The 14926-nt window shown below is 68.3% G+C and carries 10 protein-coding genes; 5 read left to right on the forward strand and 5 right to left on the reverse strand.

The window, feature by feature from the left end:
• Position 1: 1 nt before the first annotated feature.
• The 5 genes from ACFPFG_RS03850 to ACFPFG_RS03870 all read right to left on the reverse strand — a co-directional run bounded on the left by ACFPFG_RS03850 (position 2) and on the right by ACFPFG_RS03870 (position 5748).
• Entirely contained in the window at positions 2-1015 is a 1014-nt protein-coding gene (locus ACFPFG_RS03850; RefSeq protein WP_380105145.1) for a FecR domain-containing protein, read from the reverse strand.
• Positions 994-1500 (reverse strand): sigma-70 family RNA polymerase sigma factor, encoded by a 507-nt coding sequence (locus ACFPFG_RS03855; protein WP_012205109.1) that lies wholly within the window; start codon positions 1498-1500, stop codon positions 994-996. The genes ACFPFG_RS03850 and ACFPFG_RS03855 overlap by 22 nt, the downstream gene beginning before the upstream one ends.
• A gap of 119 nt (positions 1501-1619) precedes the next feature.
• Positions 1620-4115, reverse strand: coding sequence for a TonB-dependent siderophore receptor (locus ACFPFG_RS03860; protein ID WP_380105147.1), 2496 nt, complete (start codon positions 4113-4115; stop codon positions 1620-1622).
• A gap of 95 nt (positions 4116-4210) precedes the next feature.
• Positions 4211-5221 (reverse strand): FecR domain-containing protein, encoded by a 1011-nt coding sequence (locus ACFPFG_RS03865; RefSeq protein ID WP_380105149.1) that lies wholly within the window; start codon positions 5219-5221, stop codon positions 4211-4213.
• Positions 5218-5748 (reverse strand): sigma-70 family RNA polymerase sigma factor, encoded by a 531-nt coding sequence (locus tag ACFPFG_RS03870; RefSeq protein WP_312377513.1) that lies wholly within the window; start codon positions 5746-5748, stop codon positions 5218-5220. Before ACFPFG_RS03870 ends, ACFPFG_RS03865 begins: the two co-directional genes overlap by 4 nt.
• A 227-nt stretch (positions 5749-5975) precedes the next feature.
• On the opposite strand from ACFPFG_RS03870, the gene ACFPFG_RS03875 reads away from it, so the two are divergent.
• The 5 genes from ACFPFG_RS03875 (at position 5976) to pepN (ending at position 14881) form a co-directional block, all read left to right on the forward strand.
• Positions 5976-8564 carry a sensor domain-containing protein gene (locus tag ACFPFG_RS03875; RefSeq protein ID WP_197956576.1) on the forward strand — a complete coding sequence of 863 codons (2589 nt, stop codon included), beginning with the start codon at positions 5976-5978 and terminating at the stop codon, positions 8562-8564.
• Positions 8565-8796: 232 nt separating this feature from the next.
• Positions 8797-10656, forward strand: coding sequence for a methyl-accepting chemotaxis protein (locus tag ACFPFG_RS03880; protein WP_312377510.1), 1860 nt, complete (start codon positions 8797-8799; stop codon positions 10654-10656).
• 202 nt (positions 10657-10858) lie between these two features.
• Entirely contained in the window at positions 10859-11056 is a 198-nt protein-coding gene (locus tag ACFPFG_RS03885) for a hypothetical protein (protein WP_183019248.1), read from the forward strand.
• Positions 10973-12077 (forward strand): peptide chain release factor 2 gene (prfB, locus tag ACFPFG_RS03890; protein ID WP_013802816.1). Its coding sequence is split into 2 segments (ribosomal slippage): positions 10973-11053 and positions 11055-12077, totalling 1104 coding nucleotides; the frame shifts between segments, so codons are not numbered across the junction. Before ACFPFG_RS03885 ends, prfB begins: the two co-directional genes overlap by 84 nt.
• Positions 12078-12154: 77 nt before the next feature.
• On the forward strand, positions 12155-14881 hold the full coding sequence (gene pepN, locus ACFPFG_RS03895) for an aminopeptidase N (RefSeq protein WP_380105152.1): 2727 nt from the start codon (positions 12155-12157) through the stop codon (positions 14879-14881).
• The last annotated feature ends 45 nt before the right edge of the window (positions 14882-14926 follow it).

Below are 14926 nucleotides of genomic sequence, written 5' to 3' on the forward strand. Positions count from 1 at the left end.
TTTAGTTCCTGGCGACCACGGTGATCCAGTAGCCGCGCATGCGTGTCTGCACATCGACGGGATAGGTGGAGGCCAGCATGGTCAGCGTCCGGTCCGTATCGCCCAGCGGGAAGGAGCCGGACACGCGCAGCGCGCGCACCTCGGGCGCGCACTGCAGCAGGCCGGGCCGGTAGCGCGACAGTTCGGCGCAGAACGCGGCCAACGGCATGGCGTCAGCCATCAGCATGCCGTGGGTCCAGGCCGTGGCCTCGGGCTGCAGGGTCTGGGGCGAGGTCACCTCCCCTGCTCGCAATACCGTTTGCTGACCGGCTTGAACGCCCAGCGCCGGGCTGGCGGCGCCGCGCAGCGTGACCTCCACGGCGCCCTCGGTCACGGTCAGGCGCACGGGGCCGCCGTCCGCCCTGCCCCCCTCCTGCCGCACGGTGAAGCGGGTGCCCAGCGCGCGCAGCCGGCCATGGGCGGTGTCCACGACAAAGGGGCGGTGCGGTGTGGCGGTATCGGCCGCCGTTTCTATGGAAATCGCACCCTGGCGCAGGGTGAGCAGGCGCAGTGCGCCATCAAACCGGATGTCCACCGCGCTGGCCGTGTCCAGCAGGAGGCGGCTGCCATCGGCCAGATGCTCGGTGCGGCGCTCGCCGGTGGCGGTGCGCAGGTCGGCGCCCCAGCCGCGCTGGTCCGCCGCATACCAGGCTTGCCAGGCCAGCCAGCCTGCAGGCGCCACGGCCAGCAGCGCGGCCAGCCGGGCCACGGCGGCGCGGCGCTGGGCGCGGTGGCTTCGGGGCCGGTCCAGCGCCGGCATGGCCAGTGCTGCAGGCAGGCCGCCCAACTTGCCCAGCAGCCGCTCGGCACGCTCCCAGGCCAGGGCATGCTGTGGGTCGGCCTGGCGCCAGCGTTCGCAGGCGGCGCGGTCGGCCTCGGTGGCGCCGCTGTCGTGCAGGCGCATCAGCCATTCGGCGGCCTCGTCGAGCACGCGCGCTTGCAGGGGCGTCTCCATCACGCCATTGCCACCAGGCATTGGCGAAACGCCTGGGCCATGTAGCGCTTGACGCTGGTGAGCGAGACCTCCAGCTGCTGCGCGATGTCCTCGTACTTCATGCCGTCCAGCTGGGACAGCAAAAACGTGCGCCGCACGATGGGCGGCAGCGCGTCCAGCATGGCGTCTATCTCGTGCAGGGTCTCCAGCACCAGGGCGCGCTGCTCGGGCGAAGGCGCCACGGGCTCGGGCAAGGCGGCCAGGGCTTCGAGGTAGGCGCGCTCCAGCGCCTGGCGCTTGTACCAGTTGACGAGCACGCCCTTGGCCACCGTGGTCAGGTAGGCACGCGGCTCCTGCACACCGGCCAGGTCGCGCACGCCCAGGATGCGCACGAAGGTGTCCTGCGCCAGGTCCGCCGCATCCGCCCCGTTGCCCAGCCTGCGGCGCAGCCAGCCCTGGAGCCAGCCATGGTGGGCGGTGTACAGGGAGGCGGCTTCTCGGTGCTGGGGGGTGGAGGCGGATGGCATGGCGGGTTCCGATTCCCTTGGGGGCGGGGCCCGCAATCAAACAAGAATCATTCTTATTCGATTGTATCCATGCCAGGGAGCGTGCGACCGCGCTTTCGACCGGCCTGATGCCGCAAGGCCTACCAGATGTACCCGAACCGAACCACCATGTTGCGGGCTTCGCCGTAGTTGCAGGCATTGGCGGAAAAGCACGACGCCGTGTGGTATTTGTCGAACAGGTTCTTGACCGTCAGGCTCACGCTGGCCCCGCGCCAGTCGCTGCGCATCTTCCCGAGGTCATAGCGCAGCGAGGCATCCACCAGGGTGAACGACGGCACGCGGAAGCTGTTGTCCGCGTCGCCCCAGCTCCAGCCGATGTAGCGTGCCCCCACGCCCGCCCCCAGCCCCAGCAGGTCGCCCCCGAAGGCATAGTCCACCCAGGCCGACGCCATCTTGCGGGGAATTTCGTAAGGCGACTTGCCCTGCACGTTGCCACCCCACTGGTCTGGCTGGGCCCTGGTCACCTTGACGGGGTTGTAGGTCAGCGCGGCCAGGAGCTTGAGCCCGCGCGTGGGCTGGACTGCCGCCTCGAACTCGATGCCGCGAGAACGCACTTCACCCTGCTGTATGGAATAGCGGACGTTCTCGGGGTCGGTGGTGAGTACGTTCTGCCTGCGCAGCTCGAAGGCGGCCAGCGTGAAGCTGCTGCGTTCGTCGGGCGAGTACTTGACGCCGACCTCGACCTGTTTGCCGGTTTCGGGATCAAAGGGCCGGTCGTTGCGGTCGGCTCCCATCAGAGGGACGAACGACTCGCTGTAGCTGACATAGGGCGCCACGCCGTGGTCCGCAAGATAGGTCAGGCCCACGCGGCCCGTGAAGGATTTTGGCTTGCGAACGGTGGTGGACACGGGGTCGGCCAGGCGGCTGGACTGCTCCAGGCGGCTCCAGTCGTGGCGTCCGCCCAGGGCCAGCACCCAGCGGTCCTTGCGGATGCGGTCCTGCACGTAGAGGCCTACCTGCTGGGCGCGCTCGTCGCGCAGCGCATCGGGCTGCAGTAGCGAGGTGTCGATGAAGCTGCCGTAGATGGGCCGGTAGATGTCCAGTTGCGGCCCGTCGGCAATATAGGAGTCGAAACTGGAGCGGCTGCGGTTGTAGTCCAGCCCCACGATGAGTTCATGCTGCAGGCCGGCCGCCACGAATTGGCCCGACAGGCTGGTGTCCACGGTGTAGACACCACCCTTGCCATCGCGCGAATCGATCTCCCGGTTGGTGATGGAGCCGTCGATCAGCGGCCCGTAGCGGAACATGTACTGCTCGTGGTTGCGTGCGTGCAGGTAGCGGAAGTTCTGCCGCAGCGTCCAGCCGCTGTCGAATTCGTGCCGTGCGTCGTAGCCCAGCGATGCGACCTCGGTCTCTTCGCGGTCGAAGCCCGGCTCACCCAGGAAGCGGCTCAGGGGCAGCCGGCCATTGGGATTGCGCCCGTTGAGCGCATCCCACTGCACGTTGGTGGACATCATGGCGTGGTTCTTCTGGTAGAAGCCGCGCAGCGTGACGCTGGTGCGTGCGTCCGGCGCCCAGGTCAGGCTGGGCGCCAGGTAGACGCGGTCGTCGCGCATGAAGTCGATCTGCTGGTCGGCCGCCCTGGCCAGCCCCACCAGGCGGTAGCTCACCGTGCCATCGTCACCCACCGGCCCTGCGAGGTCGAAGGCCACCTGTCGGCGAGCATGGCTGCCCACGGACAACTCCATGCTGCGTAGCGCATCGGCCGAAGGCCGCTTGGACACGAAGTTCACGATACCGCCCGGCGAGTTCTGGCCATACAGCACCGAGGCCGGCCCCTTGAGGACCTCCATGCGCTCGGCCCCGTAGGGCTCCATGCCGAAAAAGCCCAGCGTGCCCAGCGGCATGAGACGCAGCCCGTCCAGGTAGAAATTGCCCGAGAACTGGCTGAAGCCGCGCACCGACAGACTGTCATCCGCAGGATTTGCCCCACCCGCATTGGTGCGCACGCCGGCCGTGTACTGCACGGCGTCGTTGAGCGTGCGCACGCCCTGGTCGTCCATGCGGTCGCGCGTGATGACGGACACCGATTGCGCCACCTCCAGAATCGACGCATCGGTCTTGGTGGCCGTGCTGGCCCGGCGCGCCACATACCCGCTGGTGCTGCCCCAGGGGCTTTCTGCCTGGGCCGCGGCGGTCACCCTGACCTCACCCAGCACGGTCGATGCCTGGGTGGCCTCGGGCACCGCACGCAGCACAAAACCGCCCGCCCCCGCCGCCTGCGCCTGCAGGTCGGTGCCGGCCAGAAGCCGGTCCAGCGCCTCGCGCACCGTGAGGCGGCCCTCCACGCCCTGGGTGCGGCGGCCCTGCACCAGGGCGGGCGGTGCACTGATGCTCACGCCTGCGTCGGCGGCAAACGCCGTGAGCGCGGCGGCCAGCGGGCCTGCCAGCACCTGGAACGGACGCTGCACCGCGCTGGTGGCCGCCGCACCGGCCTGGGCCAGCGCGGCGCGCGGCAAGGCGGAGCCTGCCACCAGGCCAGCGGCCATGAGCACGGCGAGGCCCGTCTGGGACAGTGGAAAGAGCAAGGGGGAGGGAGTGCGCGCCACGCTGCGCATGCCGGGCCGGAGAGCCATGGTCTGTTTTTCCTTCGGAAGTCGTTCGATGAAATCGGTTGCCATCGAACAGGACACGGCCTGCCGCAGAAAGGGGCCAGATTCCGAAAGAAATTTCAAGTCGGTGGTGTGCCGCGCGCCGCCACCGTCACCCAGTAGCGCGTGCGGTAGTGGACCTGCACGGGCAGCAGGTGCACGAGGTTGGCGAGCACGGCGTCCGTGCCGGTATCGGCATCGCCCAGTTGAAAGGCCCCGGTGACGCGCAAATCCGCCACAGACGGATCGCAGTGCAGCCAGCCGGAGCGGTAGCGCGACAGCTCGGCCACAAAATCGGCCAACCGCATGTTGTCTGCGGCCAGCAGGCCGCGCGCCCATTGGGCGGCGCCTGCGTCCGCAGGCTCGGCACGGCCTATGCCCATGGCGTCAAACCACAGTTGCTGGCCTGCCTGCAGCTGCTGCGCGGCGCCGCCACGGGTGGTGATCTGCACGGCGCCCTGCAGCACGGCCACCTCGCTGCGCTCCCGGACACTGCGCACGACAAAGCGCGTGCCTAGGGCGCGCACCCTGCCCTGCCCTGTGGTGACCACGAAGGGCCGATGCCGGGACTGCGGGTCGGGCGCGGTCTCTATGAAGACGGCGCCCTCACTCAGGTGGACACGGCGCAGCGCCTCGTCAAACAACACATCGACGGCACTGCCCGTATCGAGCACGATGCGGCTGCCATCGGCCAGCGTCCATTCGCGGCGCTCGCCCGTGGCGGTGGCATGGGTGGAGGTCCACTGCATCCACGGCACGGTGCGCCAGGCCAGCCAGCCTGCGGGGACGGCCGTGATCAGCAGGGCCAGCGCGCGCACGGTGTCGCGGCGGCCCATGGCGCCCAGGCGGCGCTGCTTGCGGCCCAGGGCCGGTGCCCCCAGTGCGGGCGGCAGGCTGCCCGCGCGCTGGCTCACGGCCAGGGCGCGCTGCCAGGCCTGCTCATGGACATCGGCACGGGTGCGCCAGGCCTCGAAGGCGCGGTGGTCGGCCTCGCTGGCCTCGCCCGAGTGCAGCAGCACGAACCATTCGGCGGCCTGCAAGGCGATTTCGCGCGACAGCGGCACAGCGGCCTGCGCGTCCCCGGCGTTCATGCCGACAGCAGGATGCACTCGGCCATGGCCTGGGCCATGTAGCGCTTGACCGAGCGCAGGCCCATGCCCAGTTGCTCGGCAATGGCCGCATAGGTCAGCCCCTCGACCTGGGACAGGATGAAGACCGCGCGCACCTTGGGCGGCAGGCCGTCGAGCATGGCATCGACCTCCTGCAGCGCCTGCAGGATGAGCAATTGCTGCTCGGGCGACGGCGCCTGCGGCGCTGGCAGCGCGGCCAGGGCCTGCAGCCAGGCCTGCTCCAGCGACTGGCGGCGCAGGTGGTTGATCAGCAGGCGCCGCGCCACCGTGGCCAGATAGGCGCGTGGCTCGCGCAGGGGGGGAATGTCGCCTGCAGGCGCGGTGAGCAGGCGGATGAAGGTGTCCTGCGCCAGGTCGGCCGCGTCGCAGGCGTTGCCAAGCCGGCGGCGCAGCCAGCCCTGCAGCCAGCCGTGGTGGCCGGCGTAGAGGGCGGAGATTTCGCGGTGCAAAGGGCTGGAGGCGGCGTCGGAGGCTGGGGCGGATGGCATGGTAGGACCCGATGGCTTGAAGGCGGGAGGCACCATCAAACAAGAATCATTCTCAAATTATTGTAACCAGCGGCAGCACTTGCCTGGCCCGCCATCAGTCGGACCATCCAAGGGCGACCAGTGGGAGCAAGCGCGACCAGGCGTGGCTGACATCCAGGTACTGCGCCGGATCGGTATCATTTAGAAACAATCAATCATCAGCTCAGCATCCATGAGGAGAGCGAACCATGTTCGAAACGCGGGTAGCAGGCACGGCAGGACAACAGGCGCTGTGGAGCACGCTGGACAAGGCCATGGCGCTGGCGGAATTCACGCCCGAAGGCCGGCTGATGCGCGCCAATGCCAATTACGAGGCCATCCTCGGCTATCCGGCCACGGGCACTGAAGGTTTGCTTCACAGCGATCTGTGCACGCAGGCCCAGGCCGATCCGGCCGCCTACGGCCAGTGGCGCCAGCGCTGGGGCGCGGGCGAGACGATTTCGCGCGTGGGCGAACACCGGCGCCGTGACGGCAGCACCTGCTGGCTGGAGGCCACCTATGCCCCCGTGCTGGATACCCAGGGCGCGCTCAGCCATGTGCTGTGCATTGCCACCGACATCACGGCCCGGGTGCAGGCCGACCGCAGCCGGCAGGAGCATTTGCGGCGCCTGTCCCTGGTGGCCGATGCCACCGACGCGGCCGTGGTGATCGCCGACGGCAACTGGACCATCTCCTATGTCAACGCAGGCTTCACCCGCATGTTCGGCTGGAGCAGCGAAGAGGTCGTGGGCCGTGCGCCCATCGCCCTGCTGGTGCCCCATGCCTCGCCCGAATTCACGGCCGCCTACCGCGCCGAACTGGACGCAGGCAAGCCGGTGTACCGCGAGGAGATCCTCGTCGGCAAGGACGGCGAGCGGTATTGGGTCAGCGCCCAGGCCAATCCCGTCATGGGCCCCGACGGCCGCCTCCACACCACGGTGACCGTGATCACCGACATCACCGAGGCCAAGATGCACGAGGTGCTGCAGCGGCGCGCCCTGGAGGCCATGGCGCGCGACCAGCCGCTGACCGAGGTGCTGGACCTGGTGTGCCGCGAGGTGGAGCGCATTGCGCCCGACATTGCGGTGTCGGTGCTGGAAGTCGATGACCAGAACCGCCTGCACCCGCTGGCCGCGCCCAGCCTGCCGGCCTCGTACTCGGCGGCACTGGACGGCGTGCCCATCGGCCCCAATATCGGCTCCTGCGGCACGGCCGCCTTCCACAACCGGCCCGTGCTGGTGCGTGACATCGCCACCGACCCGCTGTGGGCCGACTTCAAGCAGCTCATCCTGCCGCTGGGGTATACGGCCTGCTGGTCCACGCCCATCTGCGGGCTGCAGGGCGGCGTGGCCGGCACCTTTGCCTTCTACTACCGCCATTTCGACCGGCCCGGCCCCGATCCCTTCCACCAGCGGCTGGTGGAGGCCTGCACCGACCTGTGCGCGCTGGCGCTGGAGCGCGAGCAAGCACGCCGCCGCATCCGCCAGCTGGCCTTCTACGACGGGCTGACCACCCTGCCCAACCGCAGCCTGCTGCTGGCCCAGGCCGAGCAGGCGCTGTCCGCGGCCTCGCAAGAGGGCTCCGAACTGGCCGTGGTCTTCATCGACCTGGACCGTTTCAAGCAGGTCAACGATTCGCTGGGCCACCCGGCCGGCGACAGGCTGCTGTGCAGCGTGGCCCAGCGCATCCAGGCGGAGCTGCGCGCGGGCGACATTGCCGGGCGCCTGTCGGGCGATGAATTCGTCATCGTGCTGCCACACTGCGGCGGCGCGCAGGCGGCCGAGGTGATAGAGCGGCTGCAGTCGGCCCTGGGCCAGCCTTGCATGATCGACGACGTGGCCCTGGCCAGCACGGCCAGCTGCGGCATTGCCGTGTTTCCCGCCGACGGGCGCGACATGGAGACCCTGCTGCACCGCGCCGACATGGCCATGTACCAGGCCAAATCGGGCGGGCGCGGGCTCTACAGCTTCTTCAGCCCAGAGATGAACCGCCTGGCCCAGGAGCGCCTGGTGCTGGAGACGGCGCTGCGCGACGCCCTGCGCAGCGGCGGCCTGCACCTGCACTACCAGCCCCAGCTCGATCTCAAGGACGGCCGCCTGTACGGCGTCGAGGCCCTGGCGCGCTGGAGCCATGCCGAATTCGGCGATGTCTCTCCCGCACGCTTCATCCCGCTGGCCGAGGAATGCGGCCTGATCGGCGAGCTGGGCACCTGGGCACTGCGCGAAGCCTGCCGCCAGCTGGGCGAGTGGCGCAGCCGCGGCCTGGATGTGCCGGCCATGTCGGTCAACCTCTCGCCCACCAGCTTCCACAACCTGGACCTGCCGCGCATGATTGCCGACACGCTGGACCGCAACGCGCTCAAGCCGCAGGACCTCACGCTGGAGATCACCGAAAGCCTGCTGCTGGACACCAACCCCGGCACCATGCGCACGCTGCAAGCCGTGCACGCCCAGGGCGTGCGCCTGTCCATGGACGATTTCGGCACCGGCTACTCCAGCCTCAGCTACCTGCGGCGCCTGCCGGTCAGCGAGCTCAAGCTGGACCGCAGCTTCGTGGCCGACCTGGAAAACGACGAAGCCGCCCAGGCCCTGAGCAACGCCATCCTGGGCATAGGCCGCAGCCTGCACCTGACCGTGGTGGCCGAGGGCGTGGAGACGGCAGCGCAGAACACCATCCTGCGCGAGCAGGGCTATCCGGTCGCGCAGGGCTATCTGTTCTCGCGCCCGCTGCCGGCCGCTGATCTGGAGCGCTGGCTGCAGGCATCGAGCCTGCAAGCCGGCCCGGGAACGGACATGTGAAGGCAGCGGGGGCTGGCGCGGAAACCCGGGCCGGCAAAAGTAACGACCAGTAATAAATATTCGGACTGGATCTATTTTTCCCTAAGCCTCATCGACAAGTGACCGATAACTGCGGCATGGCGGCGGCTGAGTGTCGGCCCCGCCGATCGTTACAGATCGCCCCCGACTCCCCTGACTGCCCGCCCCAGCCGCTCACCCGCTTTCGCTCTTCGCCGTACGGCACTCCCCCACCATGATGTTTTTCCGCAATCTGAAGCTGGCCCCCAAGCTGCTGGCCTCTTTCATCGCCCTGCTGCTGCTGACCGCCGGCCTGGGCCTGTTCTCCGTGGTCCAGCTGGACCGCGTCAACCAGACCGCCACCGACCTTGCCCACCACTGGATGCCCGCCGAGCGCGTGCTCCTGGAGATGCGCTACCAGCTGCAGCGCTACCGCTCGCAGACCATGCAGCATGTGCTGGCCACCTCGATGGATGAAATGGCCATCTACGACAAGAGCATGCCGGCGCTGTGGTCCGAGCTGCTCAAGAACCAGCAGGCCTTCGAGCGCTATGCCAACACCGCGCGTGAGCGCGAGCTGATGGCCGGCATCAAGGACGACCTGGGCCAGTACGCGCAGCACACGGCCAGGATCGTGGACCTGTCCCACGCCCTGCGCACAGACGAGGCCTCCGAGGTGCTGCGCGGCGATTCGGTCAAGACCAGCCGCGCCATCAACAACAAGCTCGATGAACTGGTCAAGCTCAACGCCCAGGGCATCGAAGATGCCAACCAGGCCGGTGACGACATCTTCACGGCTGCGCGCTGGTGGGTGATCGCCCTGCTGGTGGGCGCCGTGGCCTTCGGCCTGGCCATGGCCCTGCTGATCGCCCGCAGCGTGGCGCGCCCCCTGCAGCAGGCCGTGAGCCTGGCGCAGGCCGTGGCCGCAGGCGACCTGGGCAGCCGCATCGAGGTGCATGGCAAGGACGAGACCGGCCAGCTGCTGCTGGCCCTGCAGCACATGAACGAGAGCCTGCAGCGCATCGTCGGTCAGGTGCGCCAGGGCACGGACTCCATTGCCACGGCCAGCGGCCAGATCGCCTCGGGCAACCAGGACCTGTCGGCCCGCACCGAGGAACAGGCCAGTTCGCTGGAGCAGACTGCCGCCTCCATGGAGGAGCTGACCTCCACCGTCAAGCAAAACGGCGCCAACGCCCAGCAGGCCAACCAGCTGGCCGCCGCCGCCTCCCAGGTCGCCGTGCGCGGCGGCTCGGCCGTGGCCCAGGTGGTGCAGACCATGTCCGCCATCAACGATGCCTCGCGCAAGATCGTGGACATCATCGGCGTGATCGACTCCATTGCCTTCCAGACCAACATCCTGGCGCTGAATGCCGCCGTGGAAGCGGCCCGCGCCGGCGACCAGGGCCGGGGCTTTGCCGTCGTCGCCTCGGAAGTGCGCACCCTGGCCCAGCGCTCTGCCGCTGCCGCCAAGGAGATCAAGCAGCTGATCGACGACTCGGTGGGCAAGGTCGAGGAAGGCAGCGCCCAGGTCGATTCGGCCGGCAAGACCATGGAGGAGATCGTGGCCAGCGTGCGCCGCGTGACCGACATCATGGGCGAGATCTCGGCTGCCAGCCATGAGCAGACGGCCGGCATCGAGCAGGTCAACCAGGCCGTCACGCAGATGGACCAGATGACCCAGCAGAATGCCGCGCTGGTGGAGGAATCGGCGGCGGCCACCGGCGCGCTGCAGGCCCAGGCCAAGGCGCTGGCCGAAGTGGTCAGCGTGTTCAAGCTCTCGCCGTCCACCGGCATGCTGGGCAACAGCCGTGGCGGCAACCACGCCGCTGCCGTGGCAGCGCCCCGCCAAGCGCCGACGGCGCCCCGTCCGCATCTGGCGCCTTCCGCTCCCAAACGCGCGGTGCCCGCACGTGCTTCGGCCGCCCTGCCTTCTGTGGCCGGTGCGACCGGTGCGGCCGGTGCACCCCCTGCTCCGGCTGGCGCCGCGCGCCCGGCCCAGCCAGCACAGCCGGCCCGGCCCGCCGTGACGGCATCGGCCAAAGCCAAGGCCAAGGCGGCCAGCACGGCTTCCGACGACGATTGGGAAACCTTCTGAGCCAGGTTTTCGCCCGCCCCGCCGGGGGCGGACATGCCTGCCAAGGCCCGACCAGCTCCTGCTGGCCGGGCCTTTTTTCCGGGACGCCTGCAGGCAGATCACGCCGGGGCCCACGCTGCAACCTGCGCCATTGCCATGGCCAAGCCCTTCAAATCTGCCATGATCGGCCGCTGCAAGCCTTTGTTTTGAAAGCCATAGTCACATGGCGGCGCCCCTGCAGACCCGCGCGGCAGGCGCTTGCCCCGGCACGGGGCCCCAGCATGAGAAAATCGGCGATTCGGCCAAGAACACATTCATCAGAAGAACGGAACACATCATGGAAGCAGAACGCATCAACCTCATCGGCAACACCCTCGAAGATCTGTCGCAGCGTGCGGCAGATCTACGGAGGTATCTTTGACTACGATGCAAAGTACGAACGACTGCGCACGGTAAACGCCTCGCTGGAAGATCCCAGCGTCTGGAACGATCCCAAGAAGGCCCAGGAACTGGGCAAGGAAAAGAAGCTGCTCGACGGCGTCGTGCTGACGCTGCAAAAGCTCACCACCGAGCTGGCCGACAACGCCGAACTGTTCGAGATGAGCAAGGAAGAAGGCGATGAAACCGGCCTGCTCACCATCGAAGGCGAAACCGCCAAGCTGCAGCCGCTGATCGAGGAGCTGGAATTCCGCCGCATGTTCGGCAAGGAAGCCGATCCGCTGAACTGCTTCGTGGACATCCAGGCCGGCGCCGGCGGCACCGAAGCCTGCGACTGGGCCGGCATGCTGCTGCGCCAGTACCTGAAGTACGCCGAGCGCAAGGGCTTCAAGGCCACGGTCGAGGAAGAAACGCCGGGCGACATCGCAGGCATCAAGAGCGCGACCATCCACATCGAAGGCGAGTATGCCTACGGCCTGCTGCGCACCGAAACCGGCGTGCACCGCCTGGTGCGCAAGTCGCCCTTCGACAGCTCGGGTGGCCGCCACACCAGCTTTGCCTCGCTGTTCGTCTACCCCGAGATCGACGACTCGATCCAGATCGAGATCAACCCCTCGGACGTGCGCACCGACACCTACCGCGCATCGGGCGCCGGTGGCCAGCACATCAACAAGACCGACTCGGCCGTGCGCCTGACGCACATGCCCACCGGCATCGTCGTGCAATGCCAGGACGGCCGCAGCCAGCACAGCAACCGCGACGTGGCCTGGCAGCGCCTGCGCTCCAAGCTCTACGAGCACGAGATGCAAAAGCGCATGGTGGAGCAGCAAAAGCTGGAGGACACCAAGACCGATGTGGGCTGGGGCCACCAGATCCGCTCGTACGTGCTGGACAACAGCCGCATCAAGGATTTGCGCACCAACGTCGAAATCTCGGCCACCCAGAAGGTGCTGGACGGCGACCTCGACGCTTTCATCGAAGCCTCGCTCAAGCAAGGCCTCTGATTTCAAGCCCCTGGGCGGCACCGGCCGCACAGGGGCTTGAACTCTGTCCCCTGATACTGGCATAGGAAGGAATCTGTATGCTGCAACTGCGTGACGGGCAGGCCCCTGCCACCGCCATCCACCGCGCCGACTACCAGGCTCCTGCCTGGTGGATCGACACCGTGGACCTGACCTTCGATCTCGATCCGGCCAAGACCCGCGTGCTCAACAAGATGCGCGTGCGCCGCAACACCGAGGTGCCGGCGCAGCCGCTGCGCCTGGACGGCGACGAACTGAACCTTGCGCGCGTGCTGGTCAACGGCGGCGGCACCTCGTTCAAGATGGACGGCGACCAGCTCGTGCTGGAGAACCTGCCCGAGGGCGGCGACCCCGTCGATCTGGAGATCTTCACCACCTGCGCGCCCGCCAAGAACACCAAGCTCATGGGCCTGTATGTGAGCCAGGGCACGTTCTTCACCCAGTGCGAGGCCGAGGGTTTTCGCCGCATCACCTATTTCCTGGACCGTCCCGACGTGATGGCCATGTATACCGTGACGCTGCGCGCCGACAAGACCGCGTACCCGGTGCTGCTGTCCAACGGCAACCTGGTCGAGCAGGGCACGCTGGAAGACGGCCGGCACTTCGCCAAGTGGGCCGATCCGCACAGAAAGCCCAGCTACCTGTTCGCCCTCGTGGCCGGCAATCTGGTTGCGCGCGAGCAAAAGATCAAGAGCCGCGCAGGCCGCGACCACCTGCTGCAGGTCTTCGTGCGCCCCGGCGACCTGGAGAAGACCGAGCACGCCATGAACTCCCTCATGGCCAGCGTGGCCTGGGACGAAGCCCGCTTCGGCCTGTCCCTGGACCTGGACCGCTTCATGATCGTCGCCACCAGCGACTTCAACATGGGCGCCATGGAGAACAAGGGCCTGAACGTCTTCAATACCAAGTACGTTCTGGCCAGCCAGTCCACGGCCACCGACACCGACTACGCCAACATCGAGTCCGTCGTCGGCCACGAGTACTTCCACAACTGGACCGGCAACCGCGTCACCTGCCGCGACTGGTTCCAGCTGTCGCTCAAGGAAGGCCTGACCGTCTTCCGCGACCAGGAATTCAGCATGGACATGGCGGGCAGCCCCTCGGCGCGCGCCGTCAAGCGCATCGAGGACGTGCGCGTGCTGCGCACCGCCCAGTTCCCCGAGGATGCGGGCCCCATGGCCCACCCGGTGCGGCCCGACAGCTACATCGAGATCAACAACTTCTACACCGTCACCATCTACGAAAAGGGTGCCGAGGTCGTGCGCATGCAGCACAACCTGGTGGGCCGCGAAGGCTTTGCCAAGGGCATGAAGCTGTACTTCGAGCGCCATGACGGCCACGCCGTCACCTGCGACGACTTCGCCCAGGCCATGGCCGACGCCAACCCCGGCAGCGAACTGGCCCAGCGCCTGGAGCAGTTCAAGCGCTGGTACAGCCAGGCCGGCACGCCCCAGCTGCGCGCCGAAGGCAGCTACGACGCCGCCGCACGCACCTACACGCTGACCCTGAGCCAGAGCTGCGCGCCCACGCCCGGCCAGGCCGAGAAGCTGCCCTTCGTCATTCCCGTGCAGATGGGCCTGCTGGGCCAGGACGGCCGCGCGCTGACCCTGCGCCTGCAGGGCGAGGACCAGGCGGCAGCGGACGACAGCCGCCTGCTCGTGCTGTCCGAGTCCAGCCACAGCTTCGTCTTCACCGACGTGGACCAGGAGCCCGTGCCCTCGCTGCTGCGCGGCTTCAGCGCCCCCGTGGTGCTGCAGCACAGCGACAGCGATGCCGCCTTGCTGACCCTGCTGGCCCATGACAGCGACGCCTTCAACCGCTGGGAAGCCGGCCAGCGCCTGGGCCTGCGCATCGCGCTGCAGGCCATTGGCGACACCTCCATCACGGCAGACGCCAGCGGCCAGATCACGGCCGCCCTGCTGCCGGCCTCCTTCATCGAGGCCATGCGCGGCGTGCTGCGCCATCCCCAGCTGGATGCGGCCTTCAAGGAGCTGATGCTGGCCCTGCCCGGCGAAAGCTACATCGCCGAGCAGTTGGCCGTGGTCGATCCGCAGCGCGTGCACGCCGTGCGCGAAGCCATGCGCCAGCAACTGGCGACCGAGCTGCAGGCCGACTGGCAGCAGGCCTGGCAAGAGCACAGCGACACCGGCGCCTACCGCCCAGACCCCGTCAGCTCCGGCCGCCGTGCGCTGGCAGGCCTGGCCCTGTCCATGCTGTGCCTGGCCGCGCGCGCCTCGGGCGACAGTGTCTGGCCCGGCAAGGCGCTGCAGCGCTTCAAGGATGCCGGCAACATGACCGACCGCATGAGCGCCCTCTCGGCCCTGGTGCAAAGCGGCCATCCGCTCGCAGCCCAGGCCCTGGCACGCTTTCACAAGCTGTTCCAGCACGATGCGCTGGTCCTGGACAAGTGGTTCGCGCTGCAGGGTGGCGCCTGCGACCGTGGCGGCAACGTGCTGCCGGCCGTCAAGCAGCTGATGAAGCACCCCGACTTCCAGATCAAGAACCCCAACCGCGCGCGCAGCCTGATCTTCAGCTACTGCAGCGCCAACCCCGGCGCGTTCCACCGCGCCGACGCGGCGGGCTACGTATTCTGGAGCGAGCGCGTCATCGAGCTGGATGCCATCAACCCCCAGGTCGCCGCCCGCCTGGCGCGCGCCCTGGACCGCTGGAGCAAGCTGGCCGAGCCCTACCGCACGGCCGCACGCGAAGCCGTCGCCCGCGTGGCGGCCCGCGCTGAACTCAGCAACGATGTGCGTGAGGTAGTCACCCGCGCCCTGGCCGATTGACGAGCCACCCCCCTGAGTCGCTTCGCGCCTTCCCCCTTGCAGGGG

The sequence above is a fragment of the Delftia deserti genome (genome assembly GCF_042653485.1).
GTDB classification, from domain to species: domain Bacteria; phylum Pseudomonadota; class Gammaproteobacteria; order Burkholderiales; family Burkholderiaceae_C; genus Comamonas; species Comamonas acidovorans.

Coding starts and splice junctions, on each gene's coding strand:
- ACFPFG_RS03850 (WP_380105145.1), bottom strand. CDS start 1,015: ATGCCTGGTGGCAATGGCGTGATGGAGACGCCCCTGCAAGCGCGCGTG.
- ACFPFG_RS03855 (WP_012205109.1), bottom strand. CDS start 1,500: ATGCCATCCGCCTCCACCCCCCAGCACCGAGAAGCCGCCTCCCTGTAC.
- ACFPFG_RS03860 (WP_380105147.1), bottom strand. CDS start 4,115: ATGGCTCTCCGGCCCGGCATGCGCAGCGTGGCGCGCACTCCCTCCCCC.
- ACFPFG_RS03865 (WP_380105149.1), bottom strand. CDS start 5,221: ATGAACGCCGGGGACGCGCAGGCCGCTGTGCCGCTGTCGCGCGAAATC.
- ACFPFG_RS03870 (WP_312377513.1), bottom strand. CDS start 5,748: ATGCCATCCGCCCCAGCCTCCGACGCCGCCTCCAGCCCTTTGCACCGC.
- ACFPFG_RS03875 (WP_197956576.1), top strand. CDS start 5,976: ATGTTCGAAACGCGGGTAGCAGGCACGGCAGGACAACAGGCGCTGTGG.
- ACFPFG_RS03880 (WP_312377510.1), top strand. CDS start 8,797: ATGATGTTTTTCCGCAATCTGAAGCTGGCCCCCAAGCTGCTGGCCTCT.
- ACFPFG_RS03885 (WP_183019248.1), top strand. CDS start 10,859: ATGGCGGCGCCCCTGCAGACCCGCGCGGCAGGCGCTTGCCCCGGCACG.
- pepN (WP_380105152.1), top strand. CDS start 12,155: ATGCTGCAACTGCGTGACGGGCAGGCCCCTGCCACCGCCATCCACCGC.